This is a genomic window from Streptomyces sp. NPDC041968, assembly GCF_055589025.1.
The window spans coordinates 547,284-562,798 of record NZ_JBVJCB010000001.1; the positions used below are offsets into that span (position 1 = coordinate 547,284).

Here is a 15,515-nt window from a genome sequence, read left to right on the forward strand (position 1 = left end):
TCTCCCACCCGACCGGCCCCTTACAGCCCGGAGTCCGCCGTGCGCACCAGGATGCGGCGGCAGTTCTCGCAGCGGACGACCGTGTCGGGTGCCGCGGAGCGGATCTCGCTCAGCTCGGTGATCGCCAGCTCCTGCCGGCAGCCCTGGCAGCTGCGCTGGTACAGCTTGGCCGCGCCGACGCCGCCCTGCTGGCCGCGCAGCTTCTCGTAGAGCTTCAGCAGGTCCTCGGGGACCGAGCCCGCGACGACCTCGCGCTCCTTGGTCACGGAGGCCGCCTCGGCGTCCAGCTCCTCGACGGCCGCGTCCCGGCGCGCCGTGGCGTCGTCGATCTTCCCCTGCACGGCGCCGACGCGCTCGGTCAGCTCGGCGACCCGCTCCTGCGCGGACTCGCGGCGCTCCATCACCTCCAGGACGACGTCCTCGAGGTCGCCCTGCCGCTTGGCGAGGGAGACGATCTCGCGCTGGAGGTTCTCCAGGTCCTTCGGGGAGGTGACGGCGCCCGAGTCGAGGCGCTGCTGGTCGCGGGTGGCGCGCTGGCGCACCTGGTCCACGTCCTGCTCGGCCTTGGTCTGCTCGCGGGAGCAGTCGCTCTCCTCGGTCTGCGCGGCGACGAGCAGGTCGCGCAGCTGGGTGTGATCCTTGGTCAGCGAGTCGATCTCGGCGTGCTCGGGCAGGGACCTGCGCTTGTGCGCGAGCTGCTGGAGACGGACGTCGAGGGCCTGGACGTCCAGCAGTCGGATCTGGTCGGCGGGCGCGGCTTTCAGTTGGGGGCTCCCAGTGCGTCGGAGGTCGGGGTGGACGCCGCGTGGGCGGTCCAGGGGTCGGTGACCGTCTTGGAGACGTGGACCCTGAGGTCCCAGCCATGGCGGTCGGAGATCTCGTCGAGCTGGGCCGCGCCCAGCTCGCACCAGGGCCACTCGGTGGCCCAGTGCGCCGCGTCGAGCAGCGCGAGAGGACGGTGGGCGCGGTCCGCGACGAACTCGGACGCGGGGTGGTGGCGCAGGTCGGCGGTGAGGTACGCGTCGACACCGGCCGCCCGCACGTGCGCGAAGAGGCTGTCGCCGGAACCGCCGCTGACGGCGACCGTGCGGACGGTGGCCTCCGGGTCGCCGGCCACGCGGATGCCCTGCGCGGTGGCGGGCAGCCGCTCGGCGGCGCGGGCGGCGAACTCGCGGACGGTCAGCGGGTGCTCCAGCTCGCACACCCGGCCGAGACCCCGGCGGCCCTCGGGGTCGCCGGCGTCCGGCACCAGGGGCCGCACGACCCGCAGGTCGAGCGCCCCGGCCAGCGCGTCGGAGACGCCGGGGTCGGCGGTGTCGGCGTTGGTGTGCGCGACGTGCAGGGCGATGTCGTTCTTGATGAGCGTGTGCACCACGCGGCCCTTGAAGGTGGAGGCCGCCACCGTCGTCGTCCCCCGCAGGTACAGCGGATGGTGGGTGACGAGGAGGTCGGCGCCGAGCGTCACCGCTTCGTCCACGGTCTCCTGGACCGGGTCGACGGCGAACAGGACCCGGGAGACCTGCTGGTCGGGGTCGCCCACGACGGTGCCGACCGCGTCCCAGGACTCGGCCCGCTCGGCGGGCCACAGGTTCTCCAGCGCGGCGATGACTTCTGACAGAGACGGCACGCACGCAAGGCTACCTGGCCGTTCTGCGCCGTCGTACCCGCAGCGTGCCCCCGCGGCCGGCCCGGTCCGCCGCAGCACATCACACGTCCACCCCTCAGGCGAATCGTTCCTGTGCCACACGTTTGTGTGACGGAGACGGTTGCCGGTGCCCCGCCCGTGCGTGCGATAACTAGCTTCGTCGCCGGAGGTGACCGAACGATGACAGCCTGTGCTATCGAGCCTTCGGCGGATCCCGGGAGCGGCGGCCCGCCCCGGGCGGGCTGCAGCATCGCTGCGGAGGGCGCCTATGCCGCGCGCCTCGCCCGGAGCGGGGACTCCTGGTACCCGGAGCGCTGGACCCTCGACGGCCCCGAGCCGTACGCGGTGCCGCTGCCCGGCAACCAGCCGGAGGAGCCCGGTACCGAGGTGCAGCCGATGGGCGACGGGCGGGTGCTGGTCCACCGTACGGCGGCGGGCCGGCACCTCTTCTCCCTCCTCTACCCGACCGGGCCCGGCACGGGTGAGCTGCCGCTCGGCGCGGTCGAGTGCCCCGCGGACACCACCCGCCTGCGGCTGCTGCCGCCGGCCCCGGGGGGCGAGCGGGCGTACGCCCTGGCGGTCGGCCCGCGTGCGACGGTGCTGTGGCAGGTCGCGGGCGGCGCCTTCGGGCCCGAGCGGGTCGCCGAGGTCCCCGGCCGCTGCTCGGGCGGGGCCTGGCTGGACCGCTCGGGCCGGATACTGGCCGTGGACCGGGAGACCGGGGGGCGCACCAAGGCGGTCGTGGTGGACCTGGAGCGGGACGGCGAGGTGTCGCCGCTGCTGCAGATCGCCGCGGACAGCGACGACCGGATACTGCTGGCCGACCCGGACAGCGGCCTGGTACTGATCCGCTCCGACGCGCCCTCCCCAGGCCGGGGGCGGCTCGGCTGGGGCGTGCTGGGCAGCACGTTGCCGGTGCGCTTCCCGGAGTGCCTGCGGCTGACGGACTGCGTCGTGACACCGTTCGCGATCCAGCCGGGTCAGGCGCTGACGCCGGAACGCTGCGCGGTGGCGCTGCGCGTGGACGGCGCGTTCGGAAGCTGGGTGGCGGTGTGGCGGCCCGCCGAGCGGGAGGTGCGGCACCTTCCGGCACCCGAGGGGTGGCTGGCGGGGGCCGGGCTGTGGACCGCGGACGGGGAGCTGCGGCTGCCGTGCGCCACACCGTCGTCGCCGTGCGCGGTGGCCCGGCTGGCGGCGCCCGAAGCGGAGGGCTCGGGCAGCGGGAGCGCCGAGGACGCGGAGGAGTCCGCTCCGCGCGGGCCGGACGGATCAGGTGGCGCCGGCGGCCCCGACGGACTCGGCGCACCGGACAGACCCGACACTTCGGCCGCCCCGGCCCCCGCTCCGCCACGTCCCGTGCCGTTGCAACAGGCTCCGCTGGCGCGGCTTGTAACGAAGTAGTCCCGGTCGGCACGGCCGCCTGGATTCGGGCCGAGGTGTGCCGGTTACACTCGCCCGGCTGTAGGAAAGATCATGTTGACGGGGTGAATTCCTTCCGATGAACGACGCCAGCACGACCCAGTCCATACAGGCCGACGGCGCCGAGCTCGACCAGATCGGGACCGGCCACGGCCGGCACCGGGGAGCCGTCGCCGGCCAGGACGGCGGGACGGTCCCGCAGGGCCGCCACCGCAAGCCGGCCGAGGAGTCCGGGACGGCCGCCTGACGGCACGGAGAAGAAGCACACGGGACGGCCACACGGCCCCGCTCGTCGCATCCGACGGGCGGGGCCGTCGCCGTCAGGCGTACCGGACGACGGTGTCGGCCAGGACGGGGGCGTCGCCCCGCTCCACGGCGCTCACGGCCACCCGCACCGCGCCCTCGCCGTCCCGGTCCGCGGACCTCCACATCCGCACCCGCAGCGTCTCGCCCGGGTAGACGACCCCGGCGAAGCGCGTGCGGTACGCGCACACCCGTCGCACGTCTCCGTCCAGCAGCGCGTCGACGACCGACTTGAGCGTGCCGCCGTAGGTGCACAGGCCGTGCAGGACGGGCCGGTCGAAACCGGCGCGCGCGGCGAACTCCGGGTCGGCGTGCAGGGGGTTGAAGTCGCCGGAGAGCCGGTGGAGCAGCGCCTGGTCCTCGCGTACGGGCACCTCGGCCACGTGGTCCGGTGGCTCGGCGGGCGGTGGCGCCGGGCACCCGGACGGTCCCCGCGCACCGCCCCACCCCCCTTCCCCGTGTACGAAGATCTCGGCCTCGTCGGTCCACAACGGCCCGTCCTCGTCGGTGACCTCGGTGCGCAGGACGAGGACGGCCGCCGTGCCCTTGTCGTACGCGGCGACGAGGTGCGAGGCCGCGCGCGCCCGGCCCCGCGTCGGTACGGCCCGGTGCAGGCGCAGGTACTGCCCGCCGTGCAGGACCCGGGCGAGGTCGACGTCGACACCGGGCGTGGACAGCCCGCCGATGACTCCCGGCGGTCCGCCGCCCGCGACGGTCGCGAAGCTCGGCAGGACGTGCAGCCGGGACTCCAGGGTGTAGCGCAACTCGTGGGGATCGGTGGCGGGACGGCCGGCGCCGATGCCGAGGTGGTAGAGGATGACATCCCTGTGGTCCCAGGCGATCTCGCGGACGCGGGGTGCGGCGGCGAGCGCCCGGGCTGCGTCGATGGGCATGGCTCCGGCTCTCCTGTCACCTGGGGCACGGCGGACGTCGGCGGGCGCGCACGGCGGACGCACGTCGGGCACGACGGTACGGGACGCCGGCCGCGCAGGACCGGCACCCCGGGGGGCGGCCCCGCCCCGCACCGGGCGCCGGACACCGGACCACCCGCCCCCCCCGCGAGGCCCTACGCCCGCGGCGCCCGCTCCTCGCGCGGCTTCGCCGCCGGCAGCCACGCCCACATCAGGGCCGCGCCGGCGACCAGCACCACGGTCGCCGTGCGGAACACCAGCGCGTACCCCTCCGTCAGCGCCACGGGCCCCGCGTGCTCTCCCCCGGCCCGGGTCGCCGCGATCGTCGACATCACGGCGAGGCCCAGCGAACCGCCCATCGTCCGGGAGGTGTTGATCAGCCCGGAGACCAGTCCGGCGTCCCCCGCGGCGGCCCCGGAGACGGCCAGCGACGCCAGCGGAGTCGCCGCCAGCCCCGCGCCCAGCATCATCAGCACCCCAGGGATCATGATCGCGGTCACGTACGCGCCGTCGGCGGTCATCGTCGACTGCCAGCCGAAGCCGACCGCCGCCACCAGCGTGCCCAGCACGGCCACGTTCCGGGCGCCGATCACCGGCATGAAGCGCGGTGCCGCCTTCGAGCCGAGGACCACCGCGAGGGAGCTGGGCACGAGGGCGAGGCCGGCCTCCAGCGGGGAGTAGCCCAGCACGTTCTGCGCGTACAGCGTCATGAAGAACCACATCGCGAACATCGACGAGCCGGACACCAGCATCGCCGCGTTCGCCGACGCCACCGACCGCAGCCGCAGCAGCCCCAGCGGCATCAGCGGGGTCGCGGTGCGCGCCTCGACGAGCAGGAACAGCCCCAGCAGCGCGAGCCCGGCCAGCAGCGGCACCAGGGTCGCCACCGCCGTCCAGCCCTCGGACTCGGTCCGGGAGATGCCGTAGGCCAGCGTGGCCAGTCCGGCGGTCACCAGGAGCGCACCCGGCAGGTCGAGGCGCCGCCGCTCGCCGGCCCGGCTCTCGGTCAGCCACAGCACGGCGCCGGTCAACACCACCGCGCCCACCGGCACGTTGATCAGCAGCACCCAGCGCCAGGACAACCCGTCCACGAGGATGCCGCCCACCAGTCCGCCCGCGGCGCCGCCACCCGCGCCCACGGCGGTCCAGGTCGCGATCGCCCGGGCCCGGGCCGCGCCCTCCGGCACCGCCGCGGTCAGGATCGTCAGCGTCGACGGCGCCAGCACCGCCGCCCCCAGCCCCTGCACGGCCCGTGCGACCAGCAGCTGCCAGCCCTCCTGGGCGAGGCCGCCGCCGAACGAGGCCAGTGTGAAGAGACCGAGCCCCACCAGAAACATCCGCTTGCGCCCGTACAGGTCGCCGGCCCGGCCGCCGAGCAACAGGAACCCGGCGAAGCCGATGGCGTAGGCGTTGACCACCCACTGCAACCCCTGCGGGCTCAGTCCGAGGTCGGACCGCATCGACGGCAGGGCGACGTTGACGACGGAGATGTCGAGCACGACCAGGAACTGTCCGGCGCAGGCGAGCGCCACGACGAGCCAGGTGGGGGGCGTACGGCGGGGGGATATCCGGGCGGTGGCGGTGGTACCGGTGGCGTCGAGCATGGGTGTCATGGTCTCAACGCGGGAGCGCCCCTTGCATCGGTATTTGGTCCCCGGCCGGTCCTAGGCCCGCGGACCCACCGTCGCCGCGAAGCTCCCCTCCCCCCAAGAGAAGGTCAAGAATTCGTTAGCGACTCGAAGCAACGGAATAGTTGCCCCGGCGCACGAGGTTCAGTCAGCACACATCCCGTACCGCTCTTCCCGCTCTGTCCGCACCGTACGCGCCGCACCCCGGCCTGGAGGCCTCACCCCATGTCCCACACGACGACCGACGAGCCCGCCCGCACAGCGAGCGGGGCCACCGTCCCGGTGCTCGCTTTCGCGGGCATCGTCGTCGCGGTGATGCAGACCCTGCTCGTCCCGGTCATCAAGGACCTGCCCCGGCTCCTGGACACGACGCCCGGCAACGCCACCTGGGTCCTGACCTCCACCCTCCTCTCGGGAGCCGTGGCCACGCCCATCATGGGCCGCCTCGGCGACCTGTTCGGCAAGCGCCGCATGCTGATCGCCAGCCTGTCGGTGATGGTGGTGGGCGCGCTGGTCAGCGCGTTCACCGACGCCCTGCTCCCGATGATCGTCGGCCGTACCCTCCAGGGCTTCGCCATGGGCGCGATACCCCTCGGCATCGGACTGATGCGCGACATGCTGCCCCGCGAGCGGCTCGGCTCGGCGATGGCGCTGATGAGCTCCTCGATCGGCGTCGGCGGTGGTCTGGCGCTGCCCGCCGCTGCCCTGGTCGCCCAGCACACCGACTGGCACGCCCTGTTCTACGGTGCCGCCGGCCTCGGCGTCCTCGCCATCGCCCTGACCCTCCTGGTCGTCCCGGAGTCGCCGCTGCGCGCCAAGGGCTCCTTCGACCTGCCGGGCGCGCTCGGTCTCGCGGCCGGTCTGGTCCTCTTCCTCCTGCCGATCACCAAGGGCAGCGACTGGGGCTGGTCGTCGCCCACCACGCTGGGCCTGTTCGCCGCCGCCGCCGTGGTCCTGTTCCTGTGGGGCCTGATGGAACTGCGCGTCAAGGCCCCGCTGGTCGACCTGCGCACCACCGCCCGCCGAGAGGTGCTGCTCACCAACCTCGCCTCGATCATGGTCGGTGTCTCCTTCTACGTCATCTCGCTCGTCCTGCCGCAGCTCCTCCAGCTGCCCTCCGAGACCGGTTACGGCCTGGGGCAGTCGATGGTCGTCGCGGGTCTGTGCGTGGCCCCGCTGGGCCTGACGATGATGTTCACCGCGCCGGTGTACGCCCGTCTCTCCGCCCGGTACGGCCCGCGCACGACGCTGCTCCTCGGCCTGGTGATCATCGGGGCCGGCTACGCGGGCGGCCTCGGTCTGATGAGCGCCGCCTGGCAGACCGTCGTCACCTCGGTGCTGATCGGCGCCGGCATCGGCCTCGCCTACTCCTCCCTGCCCGCCCTGATCATCGGCGCGGTCCCGGCCTCGGAGACGGGCGCCGCCAACGGCCTCAACACCCTGATGCGGTCCATCGGTACGTCGGTGTCGAGCGCCGTCATCGGCATGGTGCTGGCCAACACCGCGAACGACGTGGGCGGTGTCGCGGTCCCCACCATGCACGGCTTCCGCGTCTCCTTCCTGATCGCGACCGGCGCGGTCGCCGCCGGTCTGGCGCTGGCCTTCTTCCTCCCCCGCCGCCGCCCGGCCACCACCACGCAGCTGCGCGCGAGCAGCGAGGAGGACGCGAACCTGGCCCGCGCCGAGCGGGCACTCGCCGGGGAGCCCCGGGACGGCGACGCGCCGCGCGGTTTCCGCGGCCGGGTCCTCACCGCCGACGGTTCCCCCGTCGCCCGTGCCAAGGTCACCTTGATCGACCGGCACGGCCGCCAGGCGGGCGCGACCCTCTCCGACGGGGACGGCGGCTACGTCCTCGCGGTCCCCGCCGGGGGGCCGTACGTCCTGGCCGCCCGCGCCGCGGGCCACGGCCCGCTCGCCCACTCCGCCACCCATACCGGCGGCGACCGGCCGGTGGACCTGGACCTGACCCTGCCGGGCGAGACGGTCTCGGCCTGACCCGCACCGCCACGGCTCCCGCACCCCCTGTCGCACCACGCGGCGGGGGGTGCGGCAGCATGGGGCGCCGACACGCGCCCGCCACCCCGGCACCGGCCCCGACCCCGTCCACACCCGCACCCGCACCCGCACCCGCACCCGCACCAGCACCAGCACCAGCACCAGCACCAGCACCACCGAAAGGCACCCTCATGTCCGCGGCCCCCGCCCCCTCCACCCTCGCCGCCTTCGAGGCCGCGAAGGGGTTCATGCCCGCGCGCGAGGGCCTCGCCCTGTACGCGGCGGCCGTGGAGGCGGCCCGGCTCGGGCTGCCGCTGCTGGAGGTCGGTACGTACTGCGGGCGCTCCACCGTCCTGCTCGCCGACGCCGCCCGCCGGGCCGGGGTGACCGCGCTCACCGTCGACCACCACCGGGGCAGCGAGGAGCAGCAGCCGGGCTGGGAGTACCACGACCCGGAGACGGTCGATCCCGAACTGGGCGTGATGGACACCCTCCCCACCTTCCGCCGCACCCTCCACCGGGCCGGCCTGGAGGAGCACGTGGTGGCTCTCGTCGGGCGCTCGCCCCAGGTCGCGTCGGTCTGGAACGCCCCGCTCGGCCTGGTCTTCGTCGACGGCGGCCACACCGACGAGCACGCCGGCGCCGACTACGAGGGCTGGGCACCGCACGTGGCAGACGGCGGCCTCCTGGTCATCCACGACGTCTTCCCGGAACCGGCCGACGAGTTCACCGGTCAGGCCCCGTACCGCGTCTACCTCCGGGCCCTGGCGTCCGGCGCGTTCACCGAGGTCTCGGTGACCGACTCGCTGCGCGTCCTGCGGCGAACCGGCGCGGGGATCTGAGGGCGCGGTCTAGAGTCGCTGCGTGTCGTACACAGGCCCGGACTTCGATCCACCCCAGCCCCGCCGTTCCCCCCTGCGCCGGCCGCTGACCGTGGCGATCGCCGCGCTCGTTCCCGGCGCGCTGCTCGGGTGGGGGGTGTACGCGGCGGTCGGCGGTCCGGACGACGCCGGGGGCGGCGCGGACCGCGCGGCCGAGCGCACGTCGCAGGCGCCGTCCTCCGGCACTCCGTCCTCCGCGACCTCCTCCGCAACCGGCGACGCCAAGGCGCCGACGGGCTCGTCCCCTCCACCCACCGCCACCACGAGGAAGCCCTCCCCCTCCGAGTCCGCGCCCGCCGCTGCGTCCGGGCCTCTCAAGGGCAAGGTCGTCGTCATCGACCCGGGGCACAACCCGGGCAACTTCCGGCACACCGCCGAGATCAACCGCAAGGTGAACGTCGGTACGCACTGGAAGGAGTGCGACACGACCGGCACGGCCACCGACGCGGGCTGGCCGGAGGCGAAGTTCACCCTGGACGTCGCCCACCGGCTGCGCACCCTGCTCCAGCAGCAGGGCGCCACGGTGAAACTGACGCAGGACGACGACCGTTCGTACGGACCCTGCGTGGACGAGCGGGCCCGGATCGGCAACGAGGCGAAGGCGGACGCCGCCATCTCGATCCACGCCGACGGGTCGGGCGCCGGCAACCGCGGCTTCCACGTGATCCTGCCGGGCTCCGTACGCGACGGCGCGGCCGACACCCGTGCCATCGTCGCCCCGTCCGCCGAGTTGGGTGAGCGCGTCGCGGGCAACTTCGTCCGTGCCACGGGCAGTGCGCCCTCCAACTACGTCGGTGGCGGCACCGGTCTCGTCACGCGCACGGACCTGGGCGGTCTCAATCTGTCAACGGTTCCCAAGGTGTTCATCGAGTGCGGCAACATGCGCGACGGTGCGGACGCGGCGCTGCTGACCAGTGGCTCCTGGCGGCAGAAGGCCGCGCAAGGGATGTCTGAGGGAATCGTGAGTTTCCTGCGCGGACAGCGATCGGCGCGCTGATCCCTGCGGACAGCCCCGATGTGCGGACGATAGTGTCATCCGTACGATGAGGGGCCACCCCCGCGCTTCACTCCGGAACCTGACGGCGACATGGTGACAGCGACGCCTCTACCGACGACGAGACGACCTACGAAGGACCTGAAGTGAATATCCGCTCCCTCACTCGAGGCGACGGCGTGGTGATCGGAGCAGCGGTGTTGCTGTTCATCGCGTCGTTCCTCGACATCTACTCGATCGAAGGCGCCTCGGACAGCGCCGACATCCCCAGCCTGTGGGGCAGTGGGCCGGTCGTGCTCGGTGTCGTCCTGGCGGGCCTCATCGGGGCCGCGCTGGTCGTCGTGGCGCGCGCGCTGCCGCAGCCGAAGAAGGTGGCGGGGCTGGATCTCGGCCAGTTCGGCGTCGCGTTCACGGTCTTCGCGGCCTGGTGCGCGCTCGGCAACATCTTCGACCCGGCCGGCGCCTTCGACGGCGACGGCGGCTTCATCGGCGACCTGGGCGCGGGCCTGGGCCTGATCCTGGCCCTCATCGCCACCCTGGTCATGGCCGCCGCGGCCGTCGCCACCCCGCTGGTCCCGGCCCTCAAGGGCGCCCTGATCCCGGCCGCCCGGCCGGCCGCGCCGCAGCCCTACGGCGGCCAGCCCCAGGGCGGTTACGGCTACCCGGGCGCGCAGCAGCAGCCGTACGGCGGCCAGCCCGGTCAGCCGGGTCAGCCGGGTCCGTCCTTCGGCGGCCAGCCGCACGCGGGTCAGCCGCAGCCGCAGGCCCCGCAGCAGGCGCAGGCGCAGCCGGCGGGGGACTTCTCGCCGTTCTGGTTCGCCGTGCCGGTGCCGCGTCCGCTGTTCGCGGAGGACGGCTCGCCCACGCCGATCGCCGAGCTGGCGCCGGGCACCTGGTACCTGGCCGTCGAGCAGCGCGGCGCGAACCTGGTCGCCCAGACGCAGGACGGCCGCCGCGGCGTCCTCCAGGACACCTCGGGCATCCAGCGCGGCTGAGCCCGCGCGAGGCCCCGTGCCCGGCCCAACGGCCCCCCTTCCGGACCCGGTTCCGGAAGGGGGGCCGTTCGCACAGGTTTCCGTCCGGCTTCCGGGGCCATACGCAAGGCATGTCTAGATACCACGGATCCAGTTCCGCGGGCAGGGCCATCGCGGTCGTCGCGGACATCATGGCCCTCATCCTCGGCCTGTGGATACTGATGTACCTGTTGGACGCCAACCGGGGCAACGACCTGGTGCAGTTCGTCCATGACGCGGCCAACTGGCTCGCCGGCTGGTCCCGCGACCTGTTCACCTTCGACGAGGCGTGGGCGCGTGTCGTCGCCGGCTACGGCCTGGCCGCCGTGGTCTACCTCCTCATCGGCCACGCCATCGCCGGCCGCGTCGGCCACCGCTGACCGCCCGTCCGCTCACCGCTCAGACGCAGCAGTCCGGGTCCAGCCCCCGGGGCAGGCGATCGCCGGAGAAGACCTGGCAGGTCGCCTCGTGTCCGCCGAGCGCGGCCACGGCGAGCAGCACGGAGCCGGCCGTCCACGTGGTCAGTTCCCGCGGCCAGACGGCGTCGTCGTCGAAGACGTAGCCCGTCCAGTACAGGCCGCTGTCCGCGTCCCGCAGGTGCTGGATGGACTGGAGGATCTTCAGGGCGTGGTCGGACTCGCCCACCGCCCACAGGGCGAGCGCGAGTTCGGCCGACTCCCCTCCCGTGACCCACGGGTTGGGGACGACGCAGCGCACCCCGAGGCCCGGGACTACGAAGCGGTCCCAGCTCTCCGCGATGCGGGACCTCGCCTCGGTGCCGGTCAGCGCGCCGCCCAGCACCGGGTAGTACCAGTCCATCGAGTAGCGGCCCTTGTCCAGGAACCGCTCCGGGTGGCGGCGGATGGCGTGCCGCAGTGCGCCCGCCGCCAGCTCCCAGTCGGGCTGCGGCTCTTCGCGCTGCTCGGCGATGGCGAGCGCGCAGCGCAGCGCGTGGTGGATGGAGGAGCTGCCGGTCAGCAGGGCGTCGGTGGCGTCCGTGCCGTCGTCGTCGCGCCGCCAGCCGATCTGCCCGCCCGGCTGCTGGAGGCCCAGCACGAACTCGACCGCCGCGTGCACGACGGGCCACATCCGGTCCAGGAAGGTGTCGTCGCCGGTGGCGAGGTGGTGGTGCCAGACGCCGACCGCGACGTAGGCGACGAAGTTGGTCTCCCGGCCGCGGTCGGTGACGTCGCCGAAGTCGCCGTCGGCGTAGGCCGCGTACCAGGAGCCGTCCGGGTTCTGGTGCCGGGCCAGCCACTCGTACGCCCGCTCGGCGGCCTCGTGCTCGCCGGCCGCGTCCAGCGCCATGGCGGCCTCGACGTGGTCCCACGGGTCGAGGTGGTGCCCGCGGAACCACGGGATGGCGCCGTCCTCGCGCTGCGCGGCGAGGATGCCGCGGACGGTCGCGGCGGCCTCGGCGTCGGTGAGGACGCCGGGCAGTACCAGGTGTTCGGTTCGGGGGGTGCGAGGGCTGTGGGGGCTGTGGGGCGATGTCACGCGGCGTCCACCGGCGGCAGGTGCGGCTTGGTCGCGTACGCCACGAAGCTCTTGCCGATCAGCGGGTTCAGCGCCTGCTCGGCGACCCGTGTCGCCAGCGGCTTCTTCATGATGTCCCAGACCAGCAGCTTGTGGTACGCCCGCACGGGCAGCGCCTTGTCGTTGTCGACGCCGAACGCGCACTTCAGCCACCAGTACGGCGAGTGCAGCGCGTGCGCGTGATGGGTGCCGTAGGGCCTCAGGCCCGCCTCGCGGATGCGGGCGAGGAGCTGGTCCGCGCGGTAGATGCGGATGTGGCCGCCCTCGACCTCGTGGTAGGCGTCGGAGAGGGTCCAGCAGACCTTCTCGGGGCCGTAGCGGGGCACGGTGATCGCGATGCGCCCGCCGGGCTTGAGGACGCGGACCATCTCGGCGAGGACGCCCTTGTCGTCGGGGATGTGCTCCATCACCTCGGAGATGATGACGACGTCGAAGGACTCGTCCGGGAAGGGCAGGGCCAGCGCGTCGCCCTCCATCGCGGTGGCGGTGGCGCCGGCCGGGGCCTCACCGGCCTCCTCCATCGCCGCGAACCACTTGGCGACCTCGCGGATCTCCTCCGCGTTCTGGTCCAGCGCGACGACCCGGGCGCCGCGCCGGTAGCACTCGAACGCGTGCCGGCCGGCCCCGCAGCCGAGGTCCAGCACGCGGTCGCCCGGGGCGAGCGGGAACCGGGAGAAGTCGACGGTCAGCACGTGGCCCTGCTTTCGGGGTAGACGCCGGTGTCACTGGTGGGGACCGCGGGGACGGCCCCGGAGGAGGTCGCAAGGGGGCCGACGGCCTCGCGGTAGTGGGCGGCCGTGCCCTCGGCGGCGCGGGCCCAGGTGAAGTGCCGCAGCACGCGTTCGCGGCCGGCCGCGCCGAGCCGTACCCGCAGTTCGCGGTCGCCGAGCAGCCGGTTCAACCCGGCGGCCAGAGCGCCCGCGTCGCCCGGCGGCACCGCGAGGCAGGTCTCCCCGTCGGGTCCGGCGACCTCCGGGACGGCCCCGCCGGTGGTGGCCAGCAGCGCTGTGCCCGTCGCCATGGCCTCGGCGGCCGGCAGCGAGAACCCCTCGTACAGCGACGGCACGCACGCGACCTCGGCGGAGCGCACCAGGTCGACCAGTTCGGCGTCCGTGATGCCCTTGACGAACTCGACGGCGCCTTCGAGCCCGTACCGCTCGATGGCCTGCGCGACGGGCCCTTCGGCGGGCCGCTTGCCGACGACGACGAGGTGCGCGCGGGGGTGCTCGGTGCGCGTCTTCGCCAGCGCCTCGACGAGGAAGACCAGGCCCTTGAGCGGCACGTCCGCGCTGGACGTCGTCACTATCCGGCCCGGCACCACGGGCACCGACGGATCGGGCGAGAACAGGTCGGTGTCGGCGCCGATGTGGACGACGTGGACACGGTCGTCCCGGACGCCGAGGTGGTCGATGATCTCCCGGCGGGAGGTGCCGGAGACGGTGAGCACCGAGGGCAGGCGGCGGGCGACGCGCTTCTGCATGCGGGTGAAGGCGTACCAGCGGCGCACGGAGTACCGGCGCTTCCAGCCGTCCGCGGCGTCGAGTTCGAGCTGCCGGTCGACGGTGATGGGGTGGTGGATCGTGGTGACCAGGGGGGCGCCCACGTCACCCAGCAGCCCGTAGCCGAGGGTCTGGTTGTCGTGGACGACGTCGAAGTCGCCGCGGCGGGCGCGCAGATGGCGGCGGGCGCGCAGCGAGAAGGTCAGCGGCTCGGGGAAGCCGCCGGTCCACATCGTGCCGACCTCCAGCGCGTCGACCCAGTCGCGGTACTCGTCGCGCTTCGGGGTGCGGAAGGGGTCGGGCTGGCGGTAGAGGTCGAGGCTGGGCAGCTCGGTGAGGGACAGCCGGTCCCCGAGACCCTCGTCCAGCACGGGGTAGGGCTGGGCGCCGATGACCTCCACCCGGTGGCCGAGGCGGGCCAGTTCGCGGGAGAGGTGACGCACGTAGACGCCCTGGCCGCCGCAGAACGGGTTCCCCTTGTAGGTGAGGAGCGCGATGCGGAGCGGTCGCATGCCGTCGGCGGCGGGCTCGGGACGGGCACCCGTCCGACTGGCCTCAGCGGTCACTCGGGGCCCCCTTCTCACTGCATTGTCCCGCGACACTATGCCGGGACGTTAATCTAGAACAAGTTTCAGACTTGATCGTCAGAGGCTCCGAATCTACCGGCAGGTAGGTGCGCTGTGACGAGTGGATCAGGTGATTCACGCCACGGCCGGGCGCCCCGTGCGGCGCCCGGCGGGCCGGACGAGGGGGAGGAGGTGGCCGAGGTGGAGAACCCGGAAGCGGAAGCCTCCCGTCCGGCGCGTCGGCCCGCCGGCCCGCCGCTCACCGAGCGGCAGCGGGCCCGGCGCCGCCGCATCCTGCACGCGACCGCCCGGCTGGCCTGCCGGGGCGGCTTCGAGGCGGTGCAGATGCGGGAGGTAGCGGAGTCCTCGCAGGTCGCCCTCGGCACGCTCTACCGGTACTTCCCGTCCAAGGTCCATCTGCTGGTCGCGACCATGCACGACCAGCTGGAGCAGTTGCACGGCACCCTGCGCAAGAGCCCGCCGACCGGGGCCACGGCGGCCGACCGGGTGGCGCAGACGCTGATGCGGGCCTTCGCCGCCCTGCAACGCGAACCACGGCTGGCCGAGGCGATGACCCGGGCCCTGACCTTCGCCGACCGCAGCGTCTCCCCGGAGGTCGACCAGGTCTCCCGGCAGACCACGGCGATCATCCTGGACGCGATGGGCGGACCGGAGGCCCCCACCGCCGAGCAGCTCTCCGCGGTCCGCGTCGTCGAGCACACCTGGCACTCCACCCTGATCGCCTGGCTCTCCGGCCGGGCGTCGCTCGCGCAGGTGGGCGCGGACATCGAGACGGTGTGCCGGCTGATCGACCTGGCGGGCCCCGGGGCGGGCGGACGGGCGCCCCGGACCGGCCCTGTCGCCTCCGGGTAAAGTGGCCGCGTCGTCATCACACCCGTACGGGGGGAAGCCGGTGCAATTCCGGCGCTGACCCGCAACCGTGAGCCGTTCGCCGCACCCCGTGAGGGCCCGCGCGGCCGGTGAGCCGGACTGCCCCGGGCGGACGTGACCGGCTCACGTGTCCGGCACCCGCCGGCGCACGGGCACCGTCGAGGCATACGGGGCCGAGCCGCCCGGGGGTGCCCGTGCTGCCCGACTCCGCGCAGGGAAAGGCACCCGCCGATC

General features: G+C 73.9%; 15 protein-coding genes and 1 riboswitch. Of the genes, 8 read left to right on the plus strand and 7 right to left on the minus strand.

Translation table 11 applies throughout. The annotated features are described in order from the left end of the window. Positions 1–20 precede the first annotated feature (20 nt). Together ACZ6EG_RS02520 and ACZ6EG_RS02525 are read right to left on the minus strand one after the other, a co-directional pair. Complete coding sequence (locus ACZ6EG_RS02520; protein WP_391968280.1) at positions 21–764, minus strand: zinc ribbon domain-containing protein; 744 nt, start codon at positions 762–764, stop codon at positions 21–23. After that, positions 761–1,627: a Nif3-like dinuclear metal center hexameric protein gene (locus ACZ6EG_RS02525; protein ID WP_391967797.1), complete on the minus strand. Its 867-nt coding sequence runs from the start codon at positions 1,625–1,627 to the stop codon at positions 761–763. Before ACZ6EG_RS02525 ends, ACZ6EG_RS02520 begins: the two co-directional genes overlap by 4 nt. A 198-nt stretch (positions 1,628–1,825) precedes the next feature. Here ACZ6EG_RS02525 and ACZ6EG_RS02530 point away from each other — a divergent pair, with 198 nt between their 5' ends. Both ACZ6EG_RS02530 and ACZ6EG_RS02535 read left to right on the plus strand, forming a co-directional pair. Further along, positions 1,826–3,046 carry a hypothetical protein gene (locus ACZ6EG_RS02530; RefSeq protein ID WP_469600872.1) on the plus strand — a complete coding sequence of 407 codons (1,221 nt, stop codon included), beginning with the start codon at positions 1,826–1,828 and terminating at the stop codon, positions 3,044–3,046. 97 nt (positions 3,047–3,143) lie between these two features. Continuing rightward, positions 3,144–3,311 carry a hypothetical protein gene (locus ACZ6EG_RS02535; RefSeq protein WP_391967799.1) on the plus strand — a complete coding sequence of 56 codons (168 nt, stop codon included), beginning with the start codon at positions 3,144–3,146 and terminating at the stop codon, positions 3,309–3,311. A gap of 73 nt (positions 3,312–3,384) precedes the next feature. On the opposite strand, the gene ACZ6EG_RS02540 is transcribed toward ACZ6EG_RS02535, so the two are convergent. Beyond that, the gene (locus ACZ6EG_RS02540; RefSeq protein ID WP_469600876.1) at positions 3,385–4,260 is read right to left on the minus strand and encodes a MaoC/PaaZ C-terminal domain-containing protein; all 876 of its coding nucleotides are present in this window, start codon (positions 4,258–4,260) and stop codon (positions 3,385–3,387) included. 173 nt (positions 4,261–4,433) lie between these two features. Then, positions 4,434–5,882, minus strand: a complete 1,449-nt coding sequence (locus ACZ6EG_RS02545) for an MFS transporter (protein WP_391967801.1) — start codon at positions 5,880–5,882, stop codon at positions 4,434–4,436. 249 nt (positions 5,883–6,131) lie between these two features. Here ACZ6EG_RS02545 and ACZ6EG_RS02550 point away from each other — a divergent pair, with 249 nt between their 5' ends. The 5 genes from ACZ6EG_RS02550 (at position 6,132) to ACZ6EG_RS02570 (ending at position 11,169) form a co-directional block, all read left to right on the plus strand. Continuing rightward, entirely contained in the window at positions 6,132–7,901 is a 1,770-nt protein-coding gene (locus ACZ6EG_RS02550) for an MFS transporter (RefSeq protein ID WP_391967802.1), read from the plus strand. A 191-nt stretch (positions 7,902–8,092) separates the two neighbouring features. Then, a complete protein-coding gene (locus tag ACZ6EG_RS02555) occupies positions 8,093–8,743 on the plus strand; it encodes a class I SAM-dependent methyltransferase (protein ID WP_469600881.1) in 651 nt (216 codons plus the stop codon). Positions 8,744–8,765: 22 nt separating this feature from the next. Continuing rightward, positions 8,766–9,779, plus strand: coding sequence for an N-acetylmuramoyl-L-alanine amidase (locus tag ACZ6EG_RS02560; protein ID WP_469600883.1), 1,014 nt, complete (start codon positions 8,766–8,768; stop codon positions 9,777–9,779). A 143-nt stretch (positions 9,780–9,922) separates the two neighbouring features. After that, a complete protein-coding gene (locus ACZ6EG_RS02565; RefSeq protein WP_469600886.1) occupies positions 9,923–10,771 on the plus strand; it encodes a hypothetical protein in 849 nt (282 codons plus the stop codon). A gap of 110 nt (positions 10,772–10,881) precedes the next feature. Further along, positions 10,882–11,169 (plus strand): hypothetical protein, encoded by a 288-nt coding sequence (locus ACZ6EG_RS02570; protein ID WP_391967806.1) that lies wholly within the window; start codon positions 10,882–10,884, stop codon positions 11,167–11,169. 19 nt (positions 11,170–11,188) lie between these two features. Here ACZ6EG_RS02570 and ACZ6EG_RS02575 read toward each other — a convergent pair whose 3' ends face one another. Genes ACZ6EG_RS02575 through ACZ6EG_RS02585 form a run of 3 tightly spaced genes read right to left on the minus strand, consistent with a single transcriptional unit; the run spans position 11,189 to position 14,390 of the window. After that, positions 11,189–12,286, minus strand: coding sequence for a prenyltransferase/squalene oxidase repeat-containing protein (locus ACZ6EG_RS02575; protein WP_391967807.1), 1,098 nt, complete (start codon positions 12,284–12,286; stop codon positions 11,189–11,191). Beyond that, complete coding sequence (locus ACZ6EG_RS02580; RefSeq protein WP_391967808.1) at positions 12,283–13,017, minus strand: class I SAM-dependent methyltransferase; 735 nt, start codon at positions 13,015–13,017, stop codon at positions 12,283–12,285. The genes ACZ6EG_RS02575 and ACZ6EG_RS02580 overlap by 4 nt, the downstream gene beginning before the upstream one ends. Then, complete coding sequence (locus ACZ6EG_RS02585; protein ID WP_469600891.1) at positions 13,011–14,390, minus strand: glycosyltransferase family 4 protein; 1,380 nt, start codon at positions 14,388–14,390, stop codon at positions 13,011–13,013. The genes ACZ6EG_RS02580 and ACZ6EG_RS02585 overlap by 7 nt, the downstream gene beginning before the upstream one ends. A 192-nt stretch (positions 14,391–14,582) precedes the next feature. Between ACZ6EG_RS02585 and ACZ6EG_RS02590 the strand changes: the two genes are divergently transcribed. Then, the gene (locus ACZ6EG_RS02590) at positions 14,583–15,263 is read left to right on the plus strand and encodes a TetR family transcriptional regulator (RefSeq protein WP_469600894.1); all 681 of its coding nucleotides are present in this window, start codon (positions 14,583–14,585) and stop codon (positions 15,261–15,263) included. After that, a riboswitch (cobalamin riboswitch) is annotated at positions 15,254–15,381 on the plus strand. Its footprint overlaps the gene before it by 10 nt. Positions 15,382–15,515: the final 134 nt, after the last annotated feature.

What these genes read in the sequence shown, in the direction of transcription:
- ACZ6EG_RS02530 (WP_469600872.1), top strand. Translation starts at nt 1,826, where the DNA reads ATGACAGCCTGTGCTATCGAGCCTTCGGCGGATCCCGGGAGCGGCGGC.
- ACZ6EG_RS02535 (WP_391967799.1), top strand. Translation starts at nt 3,144, where the DNA reads ATGAACGACGCCAGCACGACCCAGTCCATACAGGCCGACGGCGCCGAG.
- ACZ6EG_RS02540 (WP_469600876.1), bottom strand. Translation starts at nt 4,260, where the DNA reads ATGCCCATCGACGCAGCCCGGGCGCTCGCCGCCGCACCCCGCGTCCGC.
- ACZ6EG_RS02545 (WP_391967801.1), bottom strand. Translation starts at nt 5,882, where the DNA reads ATGCTCGACGCCACCGGTACCACCGCCACCGCCCGGATATCCCCCCGC.
- ACZ6EG_RS02550 (WP_391967802.1), top strand. Translation starts at nt 6,132, where the DNA reads ATGTCCCACACGACGACCGACGAGCCCGCCCGCACAGCGAGCGGGGCC.
- ACZ6EG_RS02555 (WP_469600881.1), top strand. Translation starts at nt 8,093, where the DNA reads ATGTCCGCGGCCCCCGCCCCCTCCACCCTCGCCGCCTTCGAGGCCGCG.
- ACZ6EG_RS02570 (WP_391967806.1), top strand. Translation starts at nt 10,882, where the DNA reads ATGTCTAGATACCACGGATCCAGTTCCGCGGGCAGGGCCATCGCGGTC.